Here is a 21,986-nt window from a genome sequence, read left to right on the forward strand (position 1 = left end):
ATGACACCAAGTGAAAAACGATTTGCATTGATTGCGGCTGGCGTTCTGGTTGTTGCCAGCGTGACCGGCTATGTGGGCACCCGCGTTGCCCTGCGCTATGGCCCGACGCTGGATACGTATGGCAATGAAGTGGGCGGGTCCTTCCGCCTGATGGACGCCACCACCGGCACCATGACGGACCAGACCTTCCGCGGTCGCTGGATGATGGTGCTGTTTGGCGCCACCCATTGTGCTGACGATGCCTGCACCCCGGCGCTGACCAACATGTCCGCCGCACTGGATAAGACTGACCCCGGCAAGCGGAAGGCCGTGATTATTTTTGTCAGCCTCGACCCGGACCGGGATGATGCCGAACGCCTGCGCCTATATGGCCAGAGCATCAGCCCGCGTGTGGTGGCCGGCACCGCTGCCCCCAGCCCGCTGGCGGATCTGGCCAAGGAATACCACACCACGGTTGAAAGAGTGGCTGACCCGGAATGGACGTATGCCATGCGCATGTCCCCCCGCTTTGTGGTGATGGACCCCAACGCCCGTTACGTTGGTACGGTTGACGCTAATCTGAGCGCAGATGCTATGACGGATGCTCTGAAAAAACTCATGAACCCGGGCCAGTAATCTCCCCTCCCCCAAGAAAGACTGACACCATGAGTGACCATCCAGTTCTGACCGGCCTTCCTGATGAGATGAGCGAGCAGGCCGCTACAGCGTTCAACACCCTGCGGGGCGGTCCGGACTGGCAGATTTCCCCCCACGTTGCCGTGCCAGCCCTGAGCAAGGCAGCACTTTTCATTCTGGTTAAAGACGAAGCCGATATGATCGGCCAGAATTTACGCCACCATTACCAGTTGGGTTTCCGCCGCTTTTTTATTCTCGATAATAACAGCACAGATGGCACAACAGACATCATCATGCAGTTCCGGCAAGATCACCCGGATGCAGGTGTCTTCTGCGCGCTTGATTATCAGGTTGCCTATTATCAGGCATCCAAGATGAAGGCGCTGGAGCAGTTCATGCTGCTCTACCTTGAACATGACGAGATACCTGTTGAATGGGTATTTTTTGTCGATGCAGACGAATTAATAACCTGCTGCACCCGGAATGCAGACCAGAGCGCTGAAACATTCAACGCCATGCTGGAAGACCCTGCTGTGTCCATGCTGGTTTTCCATTGGGCTCAGGCTGCGCTTGTCTCTCCAGAGGGGTACCCTGTTCCGTTCGGCCCGACATTAAATGATACGCCGATTGCTGTTTGGCCGACCATGAAAGTGCGCGTCACCAAAGTAGCCTACCGGTTACGGCAAGGGTTAAGTCCTGTTACAGGCAATCACTTTGTGGAACAGTTCAACCAGCCTCCCTCTGCAATCCGCATCATGGTTGAAGCTGGCTTTTGTATCCTGCATTTCCCTATGCGGTCCCAAGAGCAGGTAAAGAAAAAAATTCTGAATGGCTTTAACGCTTTACAAGCCAGCAAACAGCCTGATTACGTTGGAGAACACTGGCGCACCTACTACTCCTGGTACAAGCAAGGCGGAGAGAATGTCTTAATGGGCCTTCTCCGTGATCATATCCGATCCTGCATCCGCCCTTGAAATAGAGACAGCATGCCACAGTCCCTTTCCATCTTATCTGACCTTGTAAGCCGTTTTTCCAGCCGGGCAGCCGCTTATGACCAATCGGGCGAGATTGCACTGGATAATCTGGCAGACTTACACAAAGCCGGGCTACTGGCATTAACGGTTTCCTCCCGGTATGGCGGCGGTGGAAAAGGGCTACGGGACGTGCTGCCCCTTATCGGCACACTGGCGCAGGGAGACCCGTCCACCACCCTTATTCTGGCCATGCAGTGCCTGCACCATGCCAGCATTGCGGCAGACCCGCACTGGCCGGAAGACGTGCGCCGCATAGTCTCAGAAGCTGCTGTGCAGGACGGCGCTCTTCTGAATGCCCTGCGGGTGGAGCCGGACCTCGGAACTCCCTCGCGCGGCGGGATTCCTGCCACACGCGTCAGCCAGAAAGACGGGCAGTGGGTGCTGAATGGGTGCAAGATTTATTCCACAGGCTCCACGGCTCTGCGCTGGGGCATTGTATGGGCCGCGACCGATGAGGAAACACCGCGCACAGGCCATGTTCTGGTGCCGCTGGATACACCGGGAGTGCGCATAGAGCGCACATGGGACCAGCTCGGTATGCGGGCAACGGGGAGCCACACCATTCATTTTGAGAATGTGGTCCTGCCGGAAGCCTTTCTTGTCGATTTACGAAAACCAGAAGACTGGCGTGGTGCCGGGCAGGACCTGACGCTCTGGCATGCGCTGCTGATTGCCGCCTTGTATGATGGTGTCGCGCGGTCTGCGCGGGACTGGCTTGTTACCTTCCTGCATGCCCGTGTGCCTGCCAATCTGGGTAAACCTCTTTCCTCCCTGCCCCGTTTTCAGATTGTAATGGGTGAGATTGAAGCCTTGCTGCTGACCAACAGGGCAATGCTGGCGGATGCGCTGGCACGGTATGATCTGGGGCAATGCAGCGTGACAGACGCTAATCTGATTAAACATGTGGTGACAGACAACGCCATTCGCAGCGTGGAAACAGGCGTGGCGGCGATTGGCAACCCGGCTCTTAGCCGCTCCAATCCGCTGGAGCGGCACTTACGCGACGTTTTGTGCGCACGCATTCACACACCACAGGCAGATACCGCCCTGAGTGCTGCCGGGCGTGCTGCTTTAGGTGACGTGTAGGGACAAAGACCTCTTCGCTTTATCGGCAATTTTTCAAATTCCAAGCATAACTGTTTTTCTTCTCAATCTTAAAAGCAGTTTTATCATGGTATGCGGTTTCTGCATTGCCGGGCACGGAGCGCCCTTTTAAGGTCTCTCCCCAGTGCGTGGGGTGTGAAACATGGTGCAGAAGCGGTTTTTTGCTATGGGGTGTGTGCTGGCTGCTCTGTGCGCAGCTTCTGGTTCGCCCTCATTTGCGCAAGCCGAACTCACCACAGCGCCGACGCCACGCCCTGCTCCCATATCCTCTGACTCTCACAAAGGCGGCACCCTCCGGCTGGCTGCGCAAAATTCAGGGGGCACGCTGGACCCGCAGGTCTCTTATATTTCTCTTATCAAGCAACTCGAAACGCCCGTTTATGACGGGCTTCTAGCTTTCCCCAAATTTGCAGGCTCCGCAGCACAACCTGTTATCGCCAATCTGGCAGAAGTTGTTCCACAGCCAGAAGATGGAGGACGAACCTATCGGTTTACGCTTCGTCCCAATCTGCATTTTTCCAATGGGCAGGTTGTGCGTGTGGAGGATGTTGCCGCGTCTTTCCGCCGTCTCTTCAAAGTCGGCAGCCCGACTGCCGGACCGTATTACAGTCATATCGTGGGGGCAGACGCCTGCCTGCACGACCCGGCCCGTTGCACACTAGCTGGCGGCATAGAGACTGATCCGACCACCCGCACCATCACCTTCCATCTGACGCAACCGGACGCCGAATTTCTGGACCGTCTGGCTTGGTTTCATGCCGCCATTCTCCCAGCCAGCACACCGCCGCATGATACCGGGAACACGGCCCCTCCGGGCACCGGACCGTATCGGGTGACACGCTATGATCCTGCCACCGGCATGGTGCTGGAACGCAACCCGTATTTCCGGGAATGGGCGCATGACGCACAACCCGCCGGGTATGTGGATTCCATACAGGTCACGTTCGGGCTGGACCCGGAAGGCGAAGTAACCGCCATTGAAAATGGCCAGTATGACTGGATGTATGAAGATGTGCCGCTGGACCGGCTGGGCGAAGTCGGTAGCCGCTATGCCGGACAAGTGCAGATTTATACGCTACTGCTCTACTATTACGCCGCCCTGAATGTGCGGATGCCGCCCTTCAATTCCCTCAAGGCCCGGCAGGCGCTGAGCTATGCCATCAACCGGCATGCCATGGTGATCTACCATGGGGGCGCTGCCGTTGCGACGCCCCTCTGCCAGCTTCTGCCGCAGGGTGCGCCGGGTTATGAGCCGAGCTGCGCTTACACTAAGGGAGCCTCACCTGCGCATCCACTCCCACAGTGGCAGGCACCAGACCTTGAGGAAGCCCGCAAACTGGTGCGGGAAAGTGGCACGGCGGGGCAGAAAGTCACGATTATTGCCCCACTGGAAGGGCGTTATGCGGCCATGGCCATGGAACTACGCAGCACTCTGGCCAGTCTGGGCTATGACACCTCTGTGCGCAGCATGACGCAAACGGTGCAATTCCCTTACGTGCAGAACAGTGACAACCATGTGCAAATTGCCCTGACAGGATGGAATGCCGATTACCCCTCCGCCTCCACGTTCCTGCAAACCCTGTTTACGTGCGCCAGTTTCCGCCCGCATTCCGACAATTCCCCCAACATGTCGGCTTTTTGTAACCCGGACATAGATGCGCTGATGAACAAGGCTTCCGCCGCTGCCCTGACCAGCCCGGCAGAGAGCAGGCAGCGCTGGGCGGAGGTGGACCGCGCCCTGATGGCGCAGGCTCCCGCCGTGCCACTGGTGCAGATCAAACGCGTCAGCCTGTTGTCAAAACGCACGCGTAACGCCATCGTAACACTTAATGATGAAATCCTGCTCTCCCAGCTTCAGGTCCGATGACAGCTGAAGCGCCTCCCCCACCCGGCCCCTGGCGGCAGGCCATGCGTGGCCTTGCACGCAACCGCGCGTCCATGGCGGCCCTTGCCGTTCTGGTGCTCATCACCCTGAGTTGCGTGCTGGCTCCACTGTATGCGCGGGATATTGCCCGGACTGACCCGTTCACCTCCAACGTCGCAGGCAGCATCATGCTGGACGGGCACGAGGTGGACATCATGCAGCCAAATGATAATCCGCTGCATCTGGGCCTCAGCCCCATCGGGCCGACCGGCCATGCGGCCTATCTTCTGGGTGCTGACAGTCAGGGGCGCGATGTCGCGGCCCGTATGTTGTATGGCGGCCGGAATTCCCTGCTGATTTCTTCCTGTGCCGCCGTGCTGTGCCTGATACTGGCCGCGGCTGCCGGTATTGCCGCAGGCTTTTTTGGCGGGCTGGTGGATGCCGTCCTCTCCCGCCTGATGGATATTATGTGGGCCGTTCCGGTCTATCTGTTTGCGATCTCGCTCTCCATTGTCACAGTCAGTCAGGGGTTAAAGCTGGGGCCGTTTGTCGTGGAAGCAGATAGTCTGCTGATCCCTATTGTCATTATTGCACTGGTCTATGTGCCGTATGCTGCCCGGCCCATCCGCGGACGGGTGCTGGCCTTACGGCAGGCAGAGTTTGTCACCGCAGCCCGATGCCTTGGCGTGCCGCGCTGGCGAATTGTGCTGTTTGATATTCTGCCGAACGTGACCACCACGCTCGTCGTGCTTGGGCCGTTGCTCATGGCGCTCTCCCTGCTGGCAGAAAGCGCGCTCTCCTTCCTCTCCATCGGTGTGCAGGCGCCGGCAGCATCATGGGGCACCATTATTCAGGATGGCGAGGGGCTGATTTATACCCGCCCGATGGTCGCCATTGCGCCCGGCCTCGCCATTGTGCTGGTGGTGCTGGCGCTGAACATTCTGGGCGACGGCCTGCGGGATGCGCTGGATGTGCGCGATGCCGCTCGGCGGTCTTCATGAGGAGGGCTGACGCATGATGATGGCACTCCTCCGTCGGCTCGGGCAGACCGTGTTCGTTCTGTTCGGGATTTCAGCGCTCGTGTTTCTGGTGTTTTTCGCCACACCGGGCGCGGACCCCACAGCCCGTATTGCCGGGCGGAACGCCTCCCCCCAGACCATGGAAAAAGTGCGGCAGGAATACGGGTTCGACCGCCCTCTGCCTGTGCAATATGCCACCATGATGAAGAAGCTGTTCATCACGCAGGACCTCGCCTCCTATGTGGATCGGGGTGAACTTGTCGTGCCGGAAATTGCCCGTGCGGCTCCTGTTACGGTTTCTCTGGTGTGTGGGGCGGCTCTTATCTGGGTGGTGCTGTCCATCGCCATGGGCACTATCGCTGCAGCCATGAAAGGGACATGGGTTGATCGTGGGCTGATGATGCTGGGACTGATCGGCATTTCCATGCCGGTTTTCTGGCTGGGGCAGGTTGCCAACCTCATCACGCAAAGCCGGTATCATGACACATGGCTGTTCTCATGGGTGCCGGGGCTGGGCTACGTGCCACTGACGGAAAATCCATGGGGGTGGTTCAAGGCGCTGGTCATTCCGTGGATTGTGCTGGCCGTCATGTTCATCGGCATTTACAGCCGCGTCTTACGGGCGGATCTGGTGGCTCTCTCCGGCGAGGACTTTATGCGCACGGCACGGGCCAAGGGGCTTTCCCCTACCCGTATTCTGCTGCGCCATGGCCTGCGCACCTCTATGGTGACCTTTGTCTCCCTGTTCGGGCTGGATTTTGCGCAGCTTGTGGGCGGCGGCGCGTTGCTGACGGAAGTAGTGTTTGGACTGCCCGGTGTGGGGCGGCTGACCTATCAGGCGCTCACCAATCTGGACCTGCCGCTGATTATGGCCACCGTGATGTATTCCGCTGTGTTTGTGGTGCTAGCTAATGCGGTGGTGGACATCCTTTACCTCTTCCTGGACCCGAGGGTGCGTGATGCCCGCTGAGACCGCCCCTCCGATGGCTGCCCCCTTGCTGGATGTGCGGGACCTGTGCGTCAGCTTTCCCTCCCGTGGGCGCATGATCCCGATTGTGGAACATGTGTCCTTCACGCTGGGTGAGCGGGATATTCTGGGGCTGGTGGGAGAATCCGGCTCTGGCAAATCCGTCACCGCCATGGCGCTGATGGGGTTGATTGACAGCCCGGGTGTGCAGATTACCGGCTCAGCCCTGTTCCGGGGGCAGGAACTGGTCGGGCTGCCACAAAAGCAACTCCGTCGCCTGCGCGGGCGCGAGATTGCCATGATCTTTCAGGACCCGATGACGGCCTTTACGCCGGTTTACACCATCGGCTGGCAGATTGATGAGCAGATCCGCGCGCATGAGCGACTCTCCCGCAAGCAGGCCCGTGCCCGCACGGTCGAACTACTGGCAGAAATGGGCGTGCCAGACCCGGCCCGCACGGCAGACCGCTACCCGCATCAGCTTTCCGGGGGGCTGCGGCAACGCGCCATGATTGCGATGGCGCTTTCCTGCAACCCGTCCCTGCTGATTGCCGATGAACCCACGACAGCGCTGGACGTAACCGTGCAGGCCCAAATTCTGGAGCTGATCCGCTCCCTGCGCAGCACCTACGGCTCCTCCGTGCTGCTGATTACGCATGACATGGGCGTTGTGGCCGAAACCTGTGATACGACACTCGTGCTATATTCAGGCAGGGTGGCGGAAACCGGCCCGACAGATGCCCTGTTTGCCCACCCCGGCCACCCTTATACGGCTGCTCTTCTGGCCTCCATCCCGCCGCTGGATGGTCCACGCCCGCACCGCCTGCCTGCCATTGCCGGAGCCCCCCCACCCCCGCTGGAGCGCCCGGCGGGCTGCGCCTTCGCACCACGCTGCGCCTATGTGCATGACACGTGCTTGCCCGCTCCACCTCCGCCACTGGTGCCGACGGGGTATCATCCTCTGACTGCTCAACCGGACGAAGCAAGCGCCCATACCTCGGCTGCTGGCACATCGCCCCCCCCTGTCCAGTTTGCCGCCTGCGTTCTTCCGGCAGAAGGCACACCCTTGCCGGCCCGGCTAACGCACAGTGAGCTTTCCACAAAGCCTAACTTTGACACTCCGGATCAGGCCCTCCCGCCCCCAACTTCATTCTCTTCCGGGGAGGCACATCAGTGACCAGTTCAGTACCCCCCGCCCCCACCGCCACAAGCACGCATGCCAGTGCCAGTGCCAGTGCCAGTGCCAGTGCCAGTGCCAGTGCCAGTGCCAGTGCCAGACCGCTGCTGGAAGTGCGAGACGTGCGCAAGACTTATCATCTGCCGCGCGGGCAAACCCTGAAGGCGGTTGATGGGATTTCGCTCTCTGTCATGCCGGGAGAAGTGCTGGGGCTGGTTGGAGAATCCGGCTGCGGCAAGTCCACGCTGGGCCGGTGCCTGCTTCGGCTGATGGATGTTTCTTCCGGGGAGATTCTGTTTGAGGGGCAGGATATCACCCATCTGAAAGAACGCGCCCTCCGCCCCTTACGGCAGCGGATGCAGATGGTGTTTCAGGACTCTTATGCCTCGCTCAATCCGCGCCGTCGCATTGGGGACTTGCTGGCCGAGCCACTCAAGGTTCATCCCGGCCCAGACGGGCGCAAGCGGGCTCGCGCGACCATCATCAACCGCCTGCATGAACTGATGGATCTGGTCAGTCTCCCTGTTGGAGCACTGGACCGTTATGCGCACGAATTTTCCGGCGGCCAGAGGCAACGTATCAATATCGCCCGCGCTTTGGCCCTCTCTCCTCGGCTGGTGGTGGCGGATGAGCCCGTGTCCGCGCTGGATGTTTCCGTGCAGGCGCAGATTGTTAATCTGTTTGCCGACCTTCAGGCCCGGCTGGGGCTGACGTACGTGTTTGTTGCGCATGATCTGGCCGTAGTGCGGCAGATTTCCACCCGCGTGGCCGTCATGTATCTCGGCGCTGTGGTGGAACTGGGCGAGACAGATGCCGTGCTGCACCGCCCCGCGCACCCGTATTCTGCAGCACTGACGGCTGCCGTGCCCCGCCCTATGGTGGGTGCTGTCCGCGCGGCGCCACTGGGCGGCGACATTCCCAGCCCGGTGGCACGCCCCGCAGGCTGCCGCTTTCATACGCGCTGCCCGTTTGTGCAGGACCGCTGCCGAACAGAAGAACCAGTCCTGCGCAAGATCGGACCGAGCCATTCTGTCGCGTGTCATTTTCCACTGGCAGAAGGCTGAGCGGCCCAGTATGCAGAAAAGCCCTCATCTTGCAGGGCTATCACTCTGACGGATAAAGCCTGAGCCCGCATGTTCCGCCTCTCTGCTTTAAGCGCCTGTGTGCGTTTTTATGCCTCCCTGCTGGGAATTGCCGTTATTTTTCTGGCACTGGATGCCGGGGCTTTTGTCCTGCGAAGCCTGCTGCCAGAAGGGCCTCGGCGGCGGAGACTGGGCCGTTTCTGGCTCTATCATGTTGCTCGTTTTTCCGTGCGTTTTCTTCACATCATGGGCATTCTGGAGTGTGACCTGCGTGACCTTGCTGCCATCCGGCAGGAAACCGGGCTGGTACTGGTTGCCAACCATCCCTCCCGTCTGGACAGCCTGATTCTGGCCGCGGCCCTGCCCCGGCTGGTCTGTGTGACAAAAGCGTCCATCTGGGAACGCCCTTCGCTGGGTAGCACCCTCCGCACGGCAGGCTATATCCGGCATGATAGTTTGTTAAAGCTCATTGGCCCCGCCACAGACAGCCTGAAAGAAGGCTGCCAGCTTCTGCTCTTTCCCGAAGGTACACGCTCCCGTGCCGGCGCAGAGCCGGGAGCGTTTCAGCCGGGCTTTGCCGCCATTGCGCAACGCACCCGCTCCGCTGTGCAACCCATCCTGATTGAAACGAACTCCCCCTACCTGTCTCAGGGCTGGCCCTTCCTGCGGCGGCCTCCACTCCCCATGCGCTACAGGATCCATCTTGCCCCACGCTTCCCCGCTCCTGCCCGTGACGAAGCCAGTGGACGCGCTCTGGTGGAAACAACAGAAACACTGCTGAAACAGGGGCTAACGCAAACAACGTTACGAGATACGTGACGACTTGCAGATCGAAAATCAGAGCACAGAAGCAGAAAATTTTACCAAAATACCATTCTGCTTTATGAAAGTGGACCCTGATAGCCTATTTTTCTTTCTGGATATTTCGTGATGCCTGAAAACGCCGCCTCCGCCGCAGAGCGCCTGCAAGCTGTTCTGACCACACTGCGGACCACCATGGATACGCAGATCAGCACCGCGCCTTCTGTGCGGGAAGAACATAGCCACGGCGAGGCGATGAATGCTGCCTGCCTGCCAGAGGCTGTGGTTTTTGCAGAAAGCACGGATGATGTTTCGGCTGTTCTCCGTGCCTGCCACGCCCAGCGCGTGCCGGTAGTGGCGTTTGGGGCTGGCACATCGGTTGAGGGGCATGTGGTGCCGCCGGAGCATGCCATCAGTCTCGACCTCTCTCGCATGACCAGTATTCTTGCGGTCAACGCGGAAGATCTGGATTGCCGCGTGCAGGCTGGCCTGACACGCCAGAGCCTGAATGCACAGATCCGCGATACCGGATTGTTCTTTCCGGTGGACCCCGGTGGCGAGGCCACACTGGGCGGCATGTGCGCAACCCGCGCCTCTGGCACCGCTGCCGTGCGCTACGGCACCATGAAGGAAAATGTGCTGGGTCTGACGGTGGTTCTGGCAACAGGTGAGATTATCCAGACAGGAGGACGTGTGCGGAAGTCTTCGACCGGGTATGATCTGACGTCTCTGTTTGTTGGGTCAGAAGGCACGCTGGGTATTATTACGGAAGTCCAGCTGAAATTGCATGGGCGTCCTGAAACATTGTCTGCCGCCGTCTGTCAGTTTGAAAATCTGCATGATGCTGTGCAGACCGCCATGGAAATCATTCAGTGCGGTATTCCCATCAACCGCGTAGAACTGATGGACCCTGTGCAGATGCAGGCCTCCATTCAGTTTTCCAAACTGGAAGGGTATCGCCCCCTTACCACGCTGTTTTTTGAGTTTGCCGGTGCCCCCGCAGCAGTGCAGGAACAGGTGAGCGCAACGGAAGCCTTGGTAGAAGCCAATAACGGGCTCGGTTTTGCATGGGCTGAAAGTGCGGAAGATCGCTCCCGCCTCTGGAAAGCCCGGCATGACGCGTTCTGGGCTGCCAAAGCGCTGGACCCGCAGGCGCGCGTTATTTCCACAGACTGCATTGTGCCCATCTCCCGCCTCGGCACTCTGATTGATGGGGTGTATGAGGATATCAAAGCCTCCGGCCTGCGTGCCCCGTTGCTGGGCCATGTAGGGGATGGGAACTTCCATACCCTGATTATTACGGAAGACACACCCGAAGGACACGCACAGGCATGGGAGTTGGACAAGAAGATTGTTGCCCGTGCACTGGCTCTGGAAGGCTCATGCAGCGGGGAACATGGCGTTGGCATGGGTAAGCTCGATTTTCTGGAAACTGAGCATGGAGCCGGAGCTCTGAGCGTGATGCGTGCTTTAAAAAATACCATGGACCCGCACCACATTCTCAATCCGGGCAAGCTTTTACCGACCGGGCCAGTCTATCAGGGATAAAACGGTTATCGTCCCACACGGAACACGGAGAGGGATGCAGACGGCACACAGTTTGTGGTGCTTAACTCTCTCCGGCTAGGCGGACGCGTTGGGAGCGGGACGCCGTTGGCACCCGTGGCCACAAGGTTCTATGCTCAGGATGATCGATATCCTGCGTGAACAAATATGCTTCATACAAAAACACATGGAAATAAAGGTGTTTTCATTCACTCAAAAAAGACCTATGAAATAATCTTATTAAGAACATATGTTTTTTACGATTTTAAATTTATCGAAAAATAAGGGCGCTGAATGATTACAGAAAATACGATTTTTCGTAAATTCTTGATCAAAATTCTTTTGACTATTGAATATTCAGTCGAAAAAGAAAAATCCAGTTCTTTGGATTTTTCGTCTTTTCCCAAGCGTCTGGAAAACTGGGAATATTTACAAAGAGTTCAGCCTGATAACGGACTGATTACAATGGGGATCGGGATCATACGGCTGCTTCTTGGCATCCCGACAGCCTCTGAGCCCTTTGAATTCATCGCATCACGATCACAATCACGCATCTGCCGTATTTTACTGGTCGCAACCCGATTGCGGTTTTCGCACTACACACAGGCTTATGAGGAATTCCAGTCTCTTCTGGGCACCTATACGGACCTTGATCTCCCCGCTTTTCAGGTTCTGGCTCAGGCCATGTGTTTTGCTACAAACAAGGCAGGATGGTGTACATTTTCAGGCTCTGGCAAGCTTCACCTGACTTTTCGCAGACCTGTTGATCCGCAAGATATCAGCGTTGCCATAGATGGCGTTAGGTATCCTGCTTCTTCCTTTAAAATTCTTTCAAATAATAAGAAAATTTCCATTACTCTTCCGTCAGAGTGGAAAACATTCAAGCAGGTCCACGTTACGATCCAGCACGATGCCTTGCTTGGTGGTCTCTTTGAAATCCCGCATTTTCTTAAAACAGAAGGGTTTGTTTCCTCTGGGCCCGATGGCCTTTCTGGCTGGGCCCGTTATCCATCCAACCCGGAAGGTGCAGTCAAACTCGTCCTTAAGCCTCATCATCATAGTCAGAAGCCTATCCACTTTTTTACCGATACGATAAAATTTTTCGCGCCAGAAAACATTGCCGGAGACGCAATCAAGAATTCTTTTTCCATAAAAAAGGAAAAACTTGCGTCAAAAGGAACTGTGTTCAGTGTTTGCTCTGAGTATGGCAAACCTTTGTATGGCAGCCCTCTCGCTCTTGATCCTTTTGCTGAAAGCGCCAGACAGTATGCGCAGGAGATAGCTCGCCTCTTTCCCGCCGTCCCCTTGAAGGAAAGTGATTCCCCGCCTGCTCTCCTCTCAGAAAAATCGAGCACAACACGAAAATGGCCTTCTGTTGCGATTATTATTCCAGTTTATAATGGTTTTTCAGCTACCAAAAATTGTATTACTCTATGCCTAAAGCACAAAGCGCCGCATGCCCGATTCATTATCGTCAATGACGCTTCACCAAATTCTGATATTCTAGAATACCTTTCCCAAATAAAGAATAAACCTGCTGTGTTGATCCTCAATAATGAGGAAAACCTTGGCTTTCCAAAATCTGTCAATCGAGGTTTACGTCATAGAAGACCGCAGGAAGACGTTGTTTTACTGAACAGTGATACCCTTGTGTGTCGCAACTGGCTGACACAGCTCCAGAGAGCAGCCTATACAGAAGCTGACATTGGAACAGCAACGCCTCTCTCAAATAACGCCACCATTTTCAGCTATCCTTCCACAACCGGGATCAACCCCATTCCTGATGCCAGAGCGTGTCAGGACATCAGCGCTGTCATGGGCAGGGTCTGGCAGGGAGAGACGGTTGATGTGCCGACCGCTCACGGATTTTGCATGTATGTCAAATCTGCCTGTCTGGAGCAAACCGGTTTGCTCCGCGAAGATATTTTTGCGCAAGGCTACGGGGAGGAAAATGATTTTTCGCGTCGGGCCTCAGCGTTAGGCTGGCGCCATGTCGCCTGTCTCGGAACCTTTGTCGGGCACGCTGAAAGCCAGTCGTTCAGCCCCGTCAAATCCGATCTGATTGCCAGAAACCTGCATGTTCTGAATGGGCTGCATCCGGGTTACGATCAGCTTGTAACACGCTGGCAGAACCGGGACCCACTCGCCCCTTACAGAAAAAAACTGGATCTGGCCCGTCTGCATCAAAGCAGACCGTTTTTGAAATCCGTTATTCTGATCAGGCATGATCGGGAAGGCGGCATTCTGCGCCATGTCTGGCACCGTGCGTCTCTTTACGAACAGGCAGGTGTTTTTGCATTTGTCATGGTACCTGAACGTCATCGTTCTGGCCGCCTGGTCTGGAGACTGACGTCACTGCGGGACAAAGACTATCCAAACCTGACCATTCCCCGCAATGCCTTTAGTTTCAGAGCACTTTACAAAGAACTCAACTGCACGAAATTTGAAATCCATAGTTATATTGGCAGCACGATTGAAAAGATTTTCAGTCTTTCAGAGCTTGGTTTGCCGTATGACGTTTATATTCATGATTATTCCTGGTTCTGCCCACGCATCACGCTGGTAGCGGATCAAAACCATTATTGTGGCGAACCTGACCTTCAAACTTGTCTGAGCTGTATCAACACCTTTGGCAGCCGAACTGATGACCCAGCCCCTTTACAAAAACTCCGTCAGTGGAGCCAGCGTATTCTGGACACTGCAGAACATGTCATCTGCCCTTCTCAAGATGCAGCAAACCGCGTCACACGACAGTTCACCACCATTCAGACAGATGTTACGCCGTGGGAGCATATTCTGAATGTTGATACGCTCTTTTTTCCTCCAAAAGCACACCATGAAAAACGTATTGTCGGGATTTTAGGTGCAATCAGTATTGAAAAAGGCTATGATATTCTTATCAATTTAGCGAACTTCATCAAAACCCACCATATTCCCATCCATCTGGTTATTATTGGTTATAGCTGTGATGACGCGCCGCTTCTGGAAACAGGCGTTGTCACCATGACTGGCCGTTATCAGGAATATGAAATACAGCCATTGACCGAAAAATATGCGATCGACTGGTTTTTTCTGCCGTCTCTCTGGCCTGAGACATGGTCCTATGTGTTGACGCACATCTGGGCGAGCAACAGAGCCACTATTGTATATGATATTGGCGCGCCGGCAGAAAGAATAAAGCAGGCCGGCGGCGGGCTGGTGATCCCACTGCACACTTCCCTGCCTTCTCTTATTGCCATTCTCATGGCGCCGTATAACTATCTGGGGGTTTTCAAAACACAGGGCGACGCTCTTGGCGATCTGTTAGTCCGACCCTGATTTTTAATTCGATTACCCCACAATTACGGTAGAATATTATGTTACACGCTCTGGAAATACCGGCATTTATCATTCTTTCTCTTGGAGTATTTTTTATTATTCCACCCCTTCTCATTCTAGGACTTGTTTTAACAGTCCGAGAGGTGGTTTTTTATTCCGATAGCCGAAAAAAGAAAATGGGACTAATTTTTATTTCTTTACTCTACCTATGGGGTATTTTTTCTTACGTATTTTTTCTCTTTGCCATAGCCGAATTTGGGAAAGCCATCTTTTCAGGCGTCATTTCATGAAGATATGATACCTGAATGCACCATACACTTCATCAAACAATGTTTTAAAGAATTTCTCAGTCCGCCATCACGGTCAGTTGCCATGCTGCTGGACCAGTCTGTTCTTCCGGGGGCTGAATCCACAGCGGCGTGGCGTTAGGCAGGCGAACATTGGCGGGGAGGCTCATAGCGGAGCGGAGCGCCCGGAACAGTGCACCGTGTGCGACAATCAGAGGGATACCCCCCACTTCCGTCGCCCGGTTGACCGCAGCAACAGCACGCGCCCGCAGGTCTGCAAAAGGTTCGGCACCCTTGGGGGTATAGTCTCCGGCAATCCAGCTATCGTACCAGTCGCCCATCGGCTGGCCTTCCTGCTCACCAAAGCAGACTTCTTCCAGCCCGATATCGGTCGTCAGCGGCAGAGGGGCACATCCCTCCGCCACCAATCCCTGTTGCACAATAGTGGCCGTTTTCAGCGCCCGGTCGAGCGGGGAGCTGACAATGTGCGTGATGGGCGCATGGGTTTGAATGCCATCCTGAAACAGCTTCGCCGCAGCATCGGCCTGTGCAATCCCCGTCGCGTTCAGGGGCACGTTGGTGCGCCCCTGAGACAGACCTTCACGGTTCCAGTCGGTCTGGCCGTGACGAAGATACCAGTAAGAGCGGGGGTGAAGCTGTGTCATGGATCTCAATCAAACAGGGAGGAGACGGAACTTTCATCAGCAACGGCCCGCATGGCCTGTGCCAGCAGGTTGGAAATGGTCACCTGCCGGATGTTCTGTGCTGCCGTCACACTTTCAGTGGCCATGATGCTATCCGTCAAGGTCAGCATTTCAATCGGGGAGTTCGCAATGCGCTCCACAGCCTGCCCGGTCAGCACACCATGCGTCACGTAAGCACCCACAGAGGCTGCACCGTTATTGGCAATGGCCCGCGCTGCGTTGCACAGAGAGCCACCGCTATCAACAATATCGTCCACCAGCAGGCAGTGGCGGCCACGCACGTCACCAATCACGTTCATCACTTCAGACACACCAGCGCGTTCACGCCGTTTGTCGATGATAGCCAGATCGGTATTCAGGCGCTGCGCCAGCTGACGCGCACGCACCACGCCGCCCACGTCCGGGGAGACGATCATCAGGTCACGGTCGCCGTAACGGGTGAGGATATCACGGGTAAACAGCGGGGCGGCATACAGGTTATCCACCGGGATGTCGAAGAAGCCCTGAATCTGCATGGCGTGCAGGTCCAGCGTCAGCACACGGCTGGCACCGGCTTCCACCAGCAGGTTGGCAACCAGCTTGGCGCTGATAGGCGTGCGGGGGCCGGATTTACGATCCTGCCGCGCATACCCGAAATACGGAATGACTGCGGTGATTCGCCGGGCAGACCCACGCCGCAGCGCGTCCAGCATAATCAGCAGTTCCATCAGGTTGTCATTTGTCGGGGTGCAGGTGCTCTGGATGACGAACACATCCTCACCACGCACATTTTCATGAATTTCGACAAAGACTTCCATATCCGCAAAGCGGCGGACAGTCACATTACACAGAGGCAGGGACAGTTCCGCGGCAACGGCCTTGGCCAGCGGCAGATTGCTGTTACAGGCGACAATCTTCATGATAAGGAGGGTTCCCGGCTTTTCTACGTTAGGGTGAGACGGCTACAGCGGGGCCGGGTTTAGCAACCACAGGGCCTGTTGTCATCCATGAGAGACGCTCGACAGGGCAGACACACACGCAGCGTGGCAAAAAAGCACAACCTGAACGCGCCACCTTCACCCACGCTCTTGCGCACAGGCACTCTGTTCTCTATCGCCATGGAGTATCATGGACAGCATGCAGACCACCCCCGCAACCGGATATACGCCCTCTCCCACCACGCCGGAGCCGGTGCTTACTCTTCTGCCGGAAAAAGGCACGTCCTACCTTCGCCATGCCTGGCAGGATCTCCTCTCCGGCATGAAACTGGCGCGGCTGGGGGCCACGCTGGGCTGGCTGGATATCAAACTGCGTTACCGTGGCTCCATCCTCGGCCCGTTCTGGCTGACCGCATCAACCGCCGTCATGGTGGCGGCGATGGGCGTGCTGTATGCCTATCTGATGAACATGGATGTGCATAAATATCTGCCCTTCCTGACCCTTTCCCTTGTGCTCTGGGGGTTTGTGGGGAGCACCCTGCAGGATGGATGCACCACCTTCACCTCCGCCGCAGGGCTCATCCATTCTGCCCGCATGCCCTACAGCCTGCATGTGCTGCGCGCCACGGTGCGGAACCTGCTGACGCTGGCACACAACATCCCTGTGGTTGTGGTGGTTTTCCTATGGTTCAGGGTAGCCCCCTCGTGGTCCTGGACCATGGGGGCGGCGTGTGCTCTGTGGATTTTTGACAGCTTTATGGCAACACTGCTGCTCGGCATTCTGGGTGCGCGCTTCCGCGATGTGCCGCCGATTGTGGCTAGCACCCTGCAAATCCTGTTTTTTGTGACCCCCATCCTGTGGGCCCCGGAGCTGATGAAAACCGGGCAGGACTGGTTGTTGCTGGACCCGTTTTTTCCGCTGATGGAAATTGTGCGAACACCGTTTACCGGGGATATTGTCAACACCGCCATCTGGCCCGCAGCTCTTGCCTGGTCTGCGGGGCTGACGGTGTTCACCTTCGCACTGTTTGCCCGCATGCGGGCCCGTCTGGCTTATTGGGTGTAACGCATGGTCGGTATTACGGTCCGCGATCTGGAAATTTCCTTCCCGCTTTATCACGGCAACGCCCGCAGCCTGAAAAAGACCATCCGCAACTCTCTGAGTGGCCGGTTTACGCATGATGAGCGAGACCGTGTGGTGGTGCAGGCCCTGCGGGATGTCAGCTTTACGCTCAACCCCGGTGACAGGCTGGGGTTGGTCGGCGGGAATGGCGCAGGCAAGACCACGCTTTTGCGCGCACTGGCCGGTATTTATGAACCCGTAAATGGCAGTGTGACCGTCAGCGGGCATATCGGCACACTGCTGGACCCCTCACTGGGCATGAACATGGAGCTGACAGGGCGCGAGAACATCCGCCTGCGGGGCATGTTCGCCGGACTTTCCCCCACTGACATCCGCGCGGTGGAAGAGGATGTGGAAGCCTTTGCCGGGCTTGGCTCCTTTCTGGACCTGCCGGTACAGACCTATAGCTCCGGCATGACCGTGCGGCTTTCCTTCGGCCTCGCCACTGCCATCATGCCCGATGTGCTGCTGATGGATGAATGGTTTATGGCGGGGGATGCCTCTTTCCGCCAGCGCGCCCGCAAGCGGCTGGAAACGCTGGTGTCCAAAGCGGATATTCTGGTGCTGTCCAGCCATATGGCAGACGTTATGGCCGACTGGTGCAACAGGCTGATCTGGATGGAGGAAGGGCGTGTCCGTATGGACGGCCCGACCCGCGAGGTTCTGGAAGCCTATCTGGGGCACCCGCTGGAAGATCTGGAGAAAAAGGAAGCGGTTCCTGACCCCATTCTTCCCGCAGAAAATGCCGCCGAGCCCCTCATCACCCCCTGAGCCTCATTCCCTCCTGCCTCCTGCCGTGCGCTCCCGGCAGACAGGGCATTCAGCTTTCCCCATTCGCGCCGGATAACAGGCATGACATACTCTCCCGCATCGCGCCGGATTGACACGATACGGCACCCGCAAGGTACCAGAACGGAGCATATATGACCCGGCAACCTCCGCCCGGCAGACAGAAGGCCTGTTTTACAACCGGCAGCATCATGCGGCACGTGATTGTCATGGCAGGCACCGGGGCCATTGGCCTGATGGCCGTTTTTGCGGTGGACATGCTCAACATGGTCTATATCGGCCATCTGAATGACCCGGCCCTGACCGCGGCCATCGGGTTTGCCGGGGCCGTTCTGGGCCTGCAGATTGCCGTCTCTATTGGTATGACCATTGGCCTGAGTGCCGCTACCGCGCGGGAGATTGGCGCGGGACGGCATGAAGAAGCCCGGCATATTGCCTCTTCCTCCCTGATTGTCACGCTGGTCGTCGCACTGCTGCTCGGGCTGATCACCTCCCTTGCGGCGCATCCTGTGCTGCATCTGTTTGGTGCGCAGGGGGATGCGCTGGAACGTGCCACGGCCTATCTGCACGTTGTCAGTCCTTTTCTGCCGCTGATCTGTGTGGGCATGGCGGCCTCTTCTCTGATGCGCGTAGTCGGCGACGCCAAAGGCTCCATGCACATCACGCTGCTGGGGGCCGTGGTGGCCGCCGTGCTGGACCCGCTGATGATTTTCGGGCTGCATGAAGGGCTGACCGGGGCCGCCATCAGCACCGTACTGTCCCGCTTGGTAGTGGCTGCTGCGGGTCTGCGCGGGGCCTTGCGGCATGACATGATTGCCCGCCCTGACCTTTCCCGCATTCTGCCGGATGCCCGTCATGTCGCCGGGGTAGCAATGCCTGCCATTCTGACCAATCTGGCCACGCCAGTTGCCGGCGCTTATGTGACGGGAGCAATGGCCTCCTTCGGGCTGGAAGCCGTGGGCGGACAGGCCTCCATCGAGCGCATGGTGCCGGTATTATTCTCTCTGGTCTTTGCCCTCACCGGCTCAGTCGGCCCCATCATGGCGCAAAATCTGGGAGCCGGGCAGTATGACCGTGTGCGGGAGACGCTGACGGCCGCCCTCAAGCTCGTCATGCTCAGCGTAGGCTCCACATGGGTCCTGCTGGCTGCCTTGCAGGATTACGTGGTGGCCGGGTTCCATGCGCAGGGCAATGCTGCTCTGCTCATTCATCTGTTCTGCTCATGGACCATTGGTGCCTTCCTGTTTGTCGGCATGTTGTTTGTGGCCAACGCGGCGTTCAATAATCTGGGCTTCCCGCTCTATTCCACCGCCTTCAACTGGGGGCGGGCCACACTGGGCACAATTCCCTTTGTCTGGTTTGGCAGCCGGTTTGGCCCGGCCGGTGTACAGCTGGGGCATGCGGCCGGCGGAATTGTTTTTGGATCTCTTGCCGTGATTACCGCGTTCAGAGTCACGCGTACCCTCAGCAGCCCATGCCCCGCCCATGTTCCGGCGGGACCGGGAGAAGTGCCGGTTTCAGACGTCCCGACCGTGAGTGCAGAAGCCGCCATGGCGGAACTGGACGAGCTGGAAGCCCCGGCCTTTCGTGAGACGGACAGGAGTGAAGACCATGTCAAAACTGACCACTGAAGAACGTAATGCACTGCCGGACGATGCTTTTGCCCTCCCCGGCCGCCGCTACCCCATTCCGGACGCCACCCACGCGCGGGATGCGCTGGCCCGCGCCAGTGAAATGCTGCACCGTGGCAGCCTGACGCAGGATGAATACGACACCATTCACGCCAAGGCGGAAGAGGTTCTGCGCCGCGAGCGCATGTAATCTGCCGCCTGGAGGCCAGAGATAGCCACTGGCCTGAGACTCAAACGCGTGGCATCAAGGCCTGATGACTTTCATTTCATCATCCGGCCCGTTTTTTCATGCTTAACCGCCTGTATGCCCGCGTGTTACGGCACGCAGCCAGCCCCAATGCGCCCTGGTGGCTGGTGGCTCTGGCCTTTGCGGAAGCCAGCTTTTTCCCGCTTCCGCCGGAAACGCTGCTGGTGCCTATGGTCCTCTCCCGCAGGGACAAGGCGTGGGTTTACGCTGCGCTCTGCACGGGGGCGAGTGTCCTCGGCGGGATTCTGGGCTGGGTCATCGGCGCTTTTCTGCTGGAGCATCTGGCCCTGCCGATTGTGCATTTTTACCATGCAGAACATACGCTGACGGCCTTGCAGGACAAATTCCGCCAGTGGGGCGTGTGGATTATCCTGCTCAAGGGGCTGACTCCTATCCCTTACAAATTTGTCACCATTGCCAGCGGCATGGCACACTTCGCCCTGCTGCCTTTTATTGTGGCTAGTCTGGTGACGCGGGGCGTGCGGTTTTTTCTGGTCGCCGGACTTTTGTGGAAATTTGGCGCACCGATTCAGGATTTTCTGGAACGCCGCCTGCCGCTGGTGATGGGCGTTTTTGCCGTCCTGCTGGTAGGCGGACTGCTCGCGCTGCGGTATCTGTGACGCCAGATCTCTGCACGGCTGCCGCGCTGCCTCCTGCCTTGCAGGGCTGGCGGTTCCGGCGCAAGACAGCATAAAGAGCAACCTCTACAGACTGATTGCAGGGAGACGATGAGCATGCCAACGCAGATCGCTGTCATTACCGGTGCCGGAGCAGGCATTGGCCGGGCCGCCGCCCGTGCGCTGGGGCGTGCAGGCTTTGACATCGCCCTGCTGGGCCGGAATGAAGACCGGCTGAAAGACGCAGCGGAAGAACTGGCGGCCCATTCCATCCGCACGCTGGTGATCCCGGTGGATGTAGCGGACGCCGATGCGGTTGAACAGGCCGCTGTCCAGATTGAAGCCGAGCTTGGGCCCATTACTGTCTGGGCTAACTGCGCCGGTGCAACCGTGGTCGGCCAGGTGGCCGTGCTGTCCGCCAGGGACATTCAGCGCGCAACGGAAGTCACCTATCTGGGCAGCGTGAACGGCACGCTGGCGGCTTTAAAGCACATGCGTCGCCGTGGGCATGGGGCCATTATCAATCTGGATCTGGCACCTTCTCTGCGGGGCCTGCCTCTTCAGGCTGCTGAGAATGGGGCGCGCTCTGCCCTGCGTGGTTTTTGTGAAAGCCTGCGCCCGGAACTGCTGCATGACGCGGACCGGATTCGGGTTGTGATGGTGGATCTGCCCGCTATCAACACCCCCCGCTATGGCTGGACCCGCAACCTGACGGGCAAGCGCCTGAAGCCTGTTGGCCCGGTTTATGAACCGGAAGTGGCGGCAGAAGCTATTTGCCGGGCGGCCTTTACCACCAGCCGCTCCATTTCCATTGGCCCCAGCACCACGCTGGCTTCCATCTGGCGCATTCTGGGCCCGGGCTGCCGGGAAGCCCGCATGGCGGAGCATGGCTACAAGGCCCAGCTGGAAAAAACCGGGGCAGACAGCACCGCGGCGGATGATCTGTTCAAATCCGCCCCCGGCGCATTTGCCGCCCATGGCGCGTTTGATGAAAAAGCGCGGCGCGTGGACAGCCCTCTCTCTTTCTTTGTGACGTCCAGCGTACGGGCTGGTCTGTTTGGCGCCGCACTGGCTGCGGGGCTTACGGGCCTGATCACCCATATCCGTAACGGTCGTCGTTAAGGCGGCCTTTCGCGTGACTCGTT

19 protein-coding genes and 1 pseudogene are annotated in these 21,986 nt (G+C 57.7%); 18 read left to right on the plus strand and 2 right to left on the minus strand.

The window, feature by feature from the left end; genetic code table 11:
- From AD930_RS09660 to AD930_RS17840, 12 genes and pseudogenes are all read left to right on the plus strand, one after another.
- Complete coding sequence (locus AD930_RS09660; protein WP_061506066.1) at positions 1 to 615, plus strand: SCO family protein; 615 nt, start codon at positions 1 to 3, stop codon at positions 613 to 615.
- A gap of 29 nt (positions 616 to 644) precedes the next feature.
- Complete coding sequence (locus tag AD930_RS09665) at positions 645 to 1,589, plus strand: glycosyltransferase family 2 protein (protein ID WP_061506067.1); 945 nt, start codon at positions 645 to 647, stop codon at positions 1,587 to 1,589.
- Positions 1,590 to 1,601: 12 nt separating this feature from the next.
- Positions 1,602 to 2,735 carry an acyl-CoA dehydrogenase family protein gene (locus AD930_RS09670; protein WP_061506068.1) on the plus strand — a complete coding sequence of 378 codons (1,134 nt, stop codon included), beginning with the start codon at positions 1,602 to 1,604 and terminating at the stop codon, positions 2,733 to 2,735.
- Between the two features lie 160 nt (positions 2,736 to 2,895).
- Positions 2,896 to 4,620 carry an ABC transporter substrate-binding protein gene (locus AD930_RS09675; protein WP_167375167.1) on the plus strand — a complete coding sequence of 575 codons (1,725 nt, stop codon included), beginning with the start codon at positions 2,896 to 2,898 and terminating at the stop codon, positions 4,618 to 4,620.
- The gene (locus AD930_RS09680) at positions 4,617 to 5,618 is read left to right on the plus strand and encodes an ABC transporter permease (RefSeq protein ID WP_043551486.1); all 1,002 of its coding nucleotides are present in this window, start codon (positions 4,617 to 4,619) and stop codon (positions 5,616 to 5,618) included. Before AD930_RS09675 ends, AD930_RS09680 begins: the two co-directional genes overlap by 4 nt.
- Before the next feature lie 13 nt (positions 5,619 to 5,631).
- Positions 5,632 to 6,606: an ABC transporter permease gene (locus tag AD930_RS09685; protein ID WP_082781814.1), complete on the plus strand. Its 975-nt coding sequence runs from the start codon at positions 5,632 to 5,634 to the stop codon at positions 6,604 to 6,606.
- A pseudogene (locus AD930_RS09690) lies at positions 6,596 to 7,556 on the plus strand (ABC transporter ATP-binding protein); the annotation flags it as partial. The gene AD930_RS09685 and the pseudogene AD930_RS09690, both read left to right, overlap by 11 nt.
- 331 nt (positions 7,557 to 7,887) lie before the next feature.
- Positions 7,888 to 8,844, plus strand: a complete 957-nt coding sequence (locus tag AD930_RS09695) for an ABC transporter ATP-binding protein (protein ID WP_082781822.1) — start codon at positions 7,888 to 7,890, stop codon at positions 8,842 to 8,844.
- A 69-nt stretch (positions 8,845 to 8,913) separates the two neighbouring features.
- Positions 8,914 to 9,681 (plus strand): lysophospholipid acyltransferase family protein, encoded by a 768-nt coding sequence (locus tag AD930_RS09700; protein WP_061506069.1) that lies wholly within the window; start codon positions 8,914 to 8,916, stop codon positions 9,679 to 9,681.
- 111 nt (positions 9,682 to 9,792) lie between these two features.
- Complete coding sequence (locus AD930_RS09705; protein WP_061506070.1) at positions 9,793 to 11,211, plus strand: FAD-binding oxidoreductase; 1,419 nt, start codon at positions 9,793 to 9,795, stop codon at positions 11,209 to 11,211.
- A 291-nt stretch (positions 11,212 to 11,502) separates the two neighbouring features.
- Entirely contained in the window at positions 11,503 to 14,526 is a 3,024-nt protein-coding gene (locus AD930_RS09710; RefSeq protein WP_061506071.1) for a glycosyltransferase, read from the plus strand.
- A gap of 38 nt (positions 14,527 to 14,564) precedes the next feature.
- The gene (locus AD930_RS17840) at positions 14,565 to 14,816 is read left to right on the plus strand and encodes a hypothetical protein (RefSeq protein ID WP_156476970.1); all 252 of its coding nucleotides are present in this window, start codon (positions 14,565 to 14,567) and stop codon (positions 14,814 to 14,816) included.
- 56 nt (positions 14,817 to 14,872) lie between these two features.
- Here the strand turns inward: AD930_RS17840 and AD930_RS09715 are convergent, their stop codons facing one another.
- Both AD930_RS09715 and AD930_RS09720 read right to left on the minus strand, forming a co-directional pair.
- On the minus strand, positions 14,873 to 15,478 hold the full coding sequence (locus tag AD930_RS09715; protein ID WP_061506072.1) for a histidine phosphatase family protein: 606 nt from the start codon (positions 15,476 to 15,478) through the stop codon (positions 14,873 to 14,875).
- Positions 15,479 to 15,483: 5 nt separating this feature from the next.
- Positions 15,484 to 16,416, minus strand: a complete 933-nt coding sequence (locus AD930_RS09720; protein WP_043551472.1) for a ribose-phosphate pyrophosphokinase — start codon at positions 16,414 to 16,416, stop codon at positions 15,484 to 15,486.
- Positions 16,417 to 16,624: 208 nt separating this feature from the next.
- On the opposite strand from AD930_RS09720, the gene AD930_RS09725 reads away from it, so the two are divergent.
- From AD930_RS09725 to AD930_RS09750, 6 genes are all read left to right on the plus strand, one after another.
- Positions 16,625 to 17,500, plus strand: a complete 876-nt coding sequence (locus AD930_RS09725; protein ID WP_061506073.1) for an ABC transporter permease — start codon at positions 16,625 to 16,627, stop codon at positions 17,498 to 17,500.
- Between the two features lie 3 nt (positions 17,501 to 17,503).
- Positions 17,504 to 18,328 carry an ABC transporter ATP-binding protein gene (locus AD930_RS09730; protein ID WP_061506074.1) on the plus strand — a complete coding sequence of 275 codons (825 nt, stop codon included), beginning with the start codon at positions 17,504 to 17,506 and terminating at the stop codon, positions 18,326 to 18,328.
- 152 nt (positions 18,329 to 18,480) lie between these two features.
- On the plus strand, positions 18,481 to 19,977 hold the full coding sequence (locus AD930_RS09735) for an MATE family efflux transporter (protein ID WP_061506075.1): 1,497 nt from the start codon (positions 18,481 to 18,483) through the stop codon (positions 19,975 to 19,977).
- The gene (locus AD930_RS09740; protein ID WP_061506076.1) at positions 19,958 to 20,167 is read left to right on the plus strand and encodes a hypothetical protein; all 210 of its coding nucleotides are present in this window, start codon (positions 19,958 to 19,960) and stop codon (positions 20,165 to 20,167) included. The genes AD930_RS09735 and AD930_RS09740 overlap by 20 nt, the downstream gene beginning before the upstream one ends.
- 98 nt (positions 20,168 to 20,265) lie before the next feature.
- The gene (locus AD930_RS09745) at positions 20,266 to 20,844 is read left to right on the plus strand and encodes a YqaA family protein (protein ID WP_061490657.1); all 579 of its coding nucleotides are present in this window, start codon (positions 20,266 to 20,268) and stop codon (positions 20,842 to 20,844) included.
- Between the two features lie 114 nt (positions 20,845 to 20,958).
- Positions 20,959 to 21,963: an SDR family oxidoreductase gene (locus AD930_RS09750; protein WP_061506100.1), complete on the plus strand. Its 1,005-nt coding sequence runs from the start codon at positions 20,959 to 20,961 to the stop codon at positions 21,961 to 21,963.
- The last annotated feature ends 23 nt before the right edge of the window (positions 21,964 to 21,986 follow it).

This window comes from Acetobacter malorum, from assembly GCF_001580615.1.
Taxonomy (GTDB): Bacteria; Pseudomonadota; Alphaproteobacteria; order Acetobacterales; family Acetobacteraceae; genus Acetobacter; species Acetobacter malorum.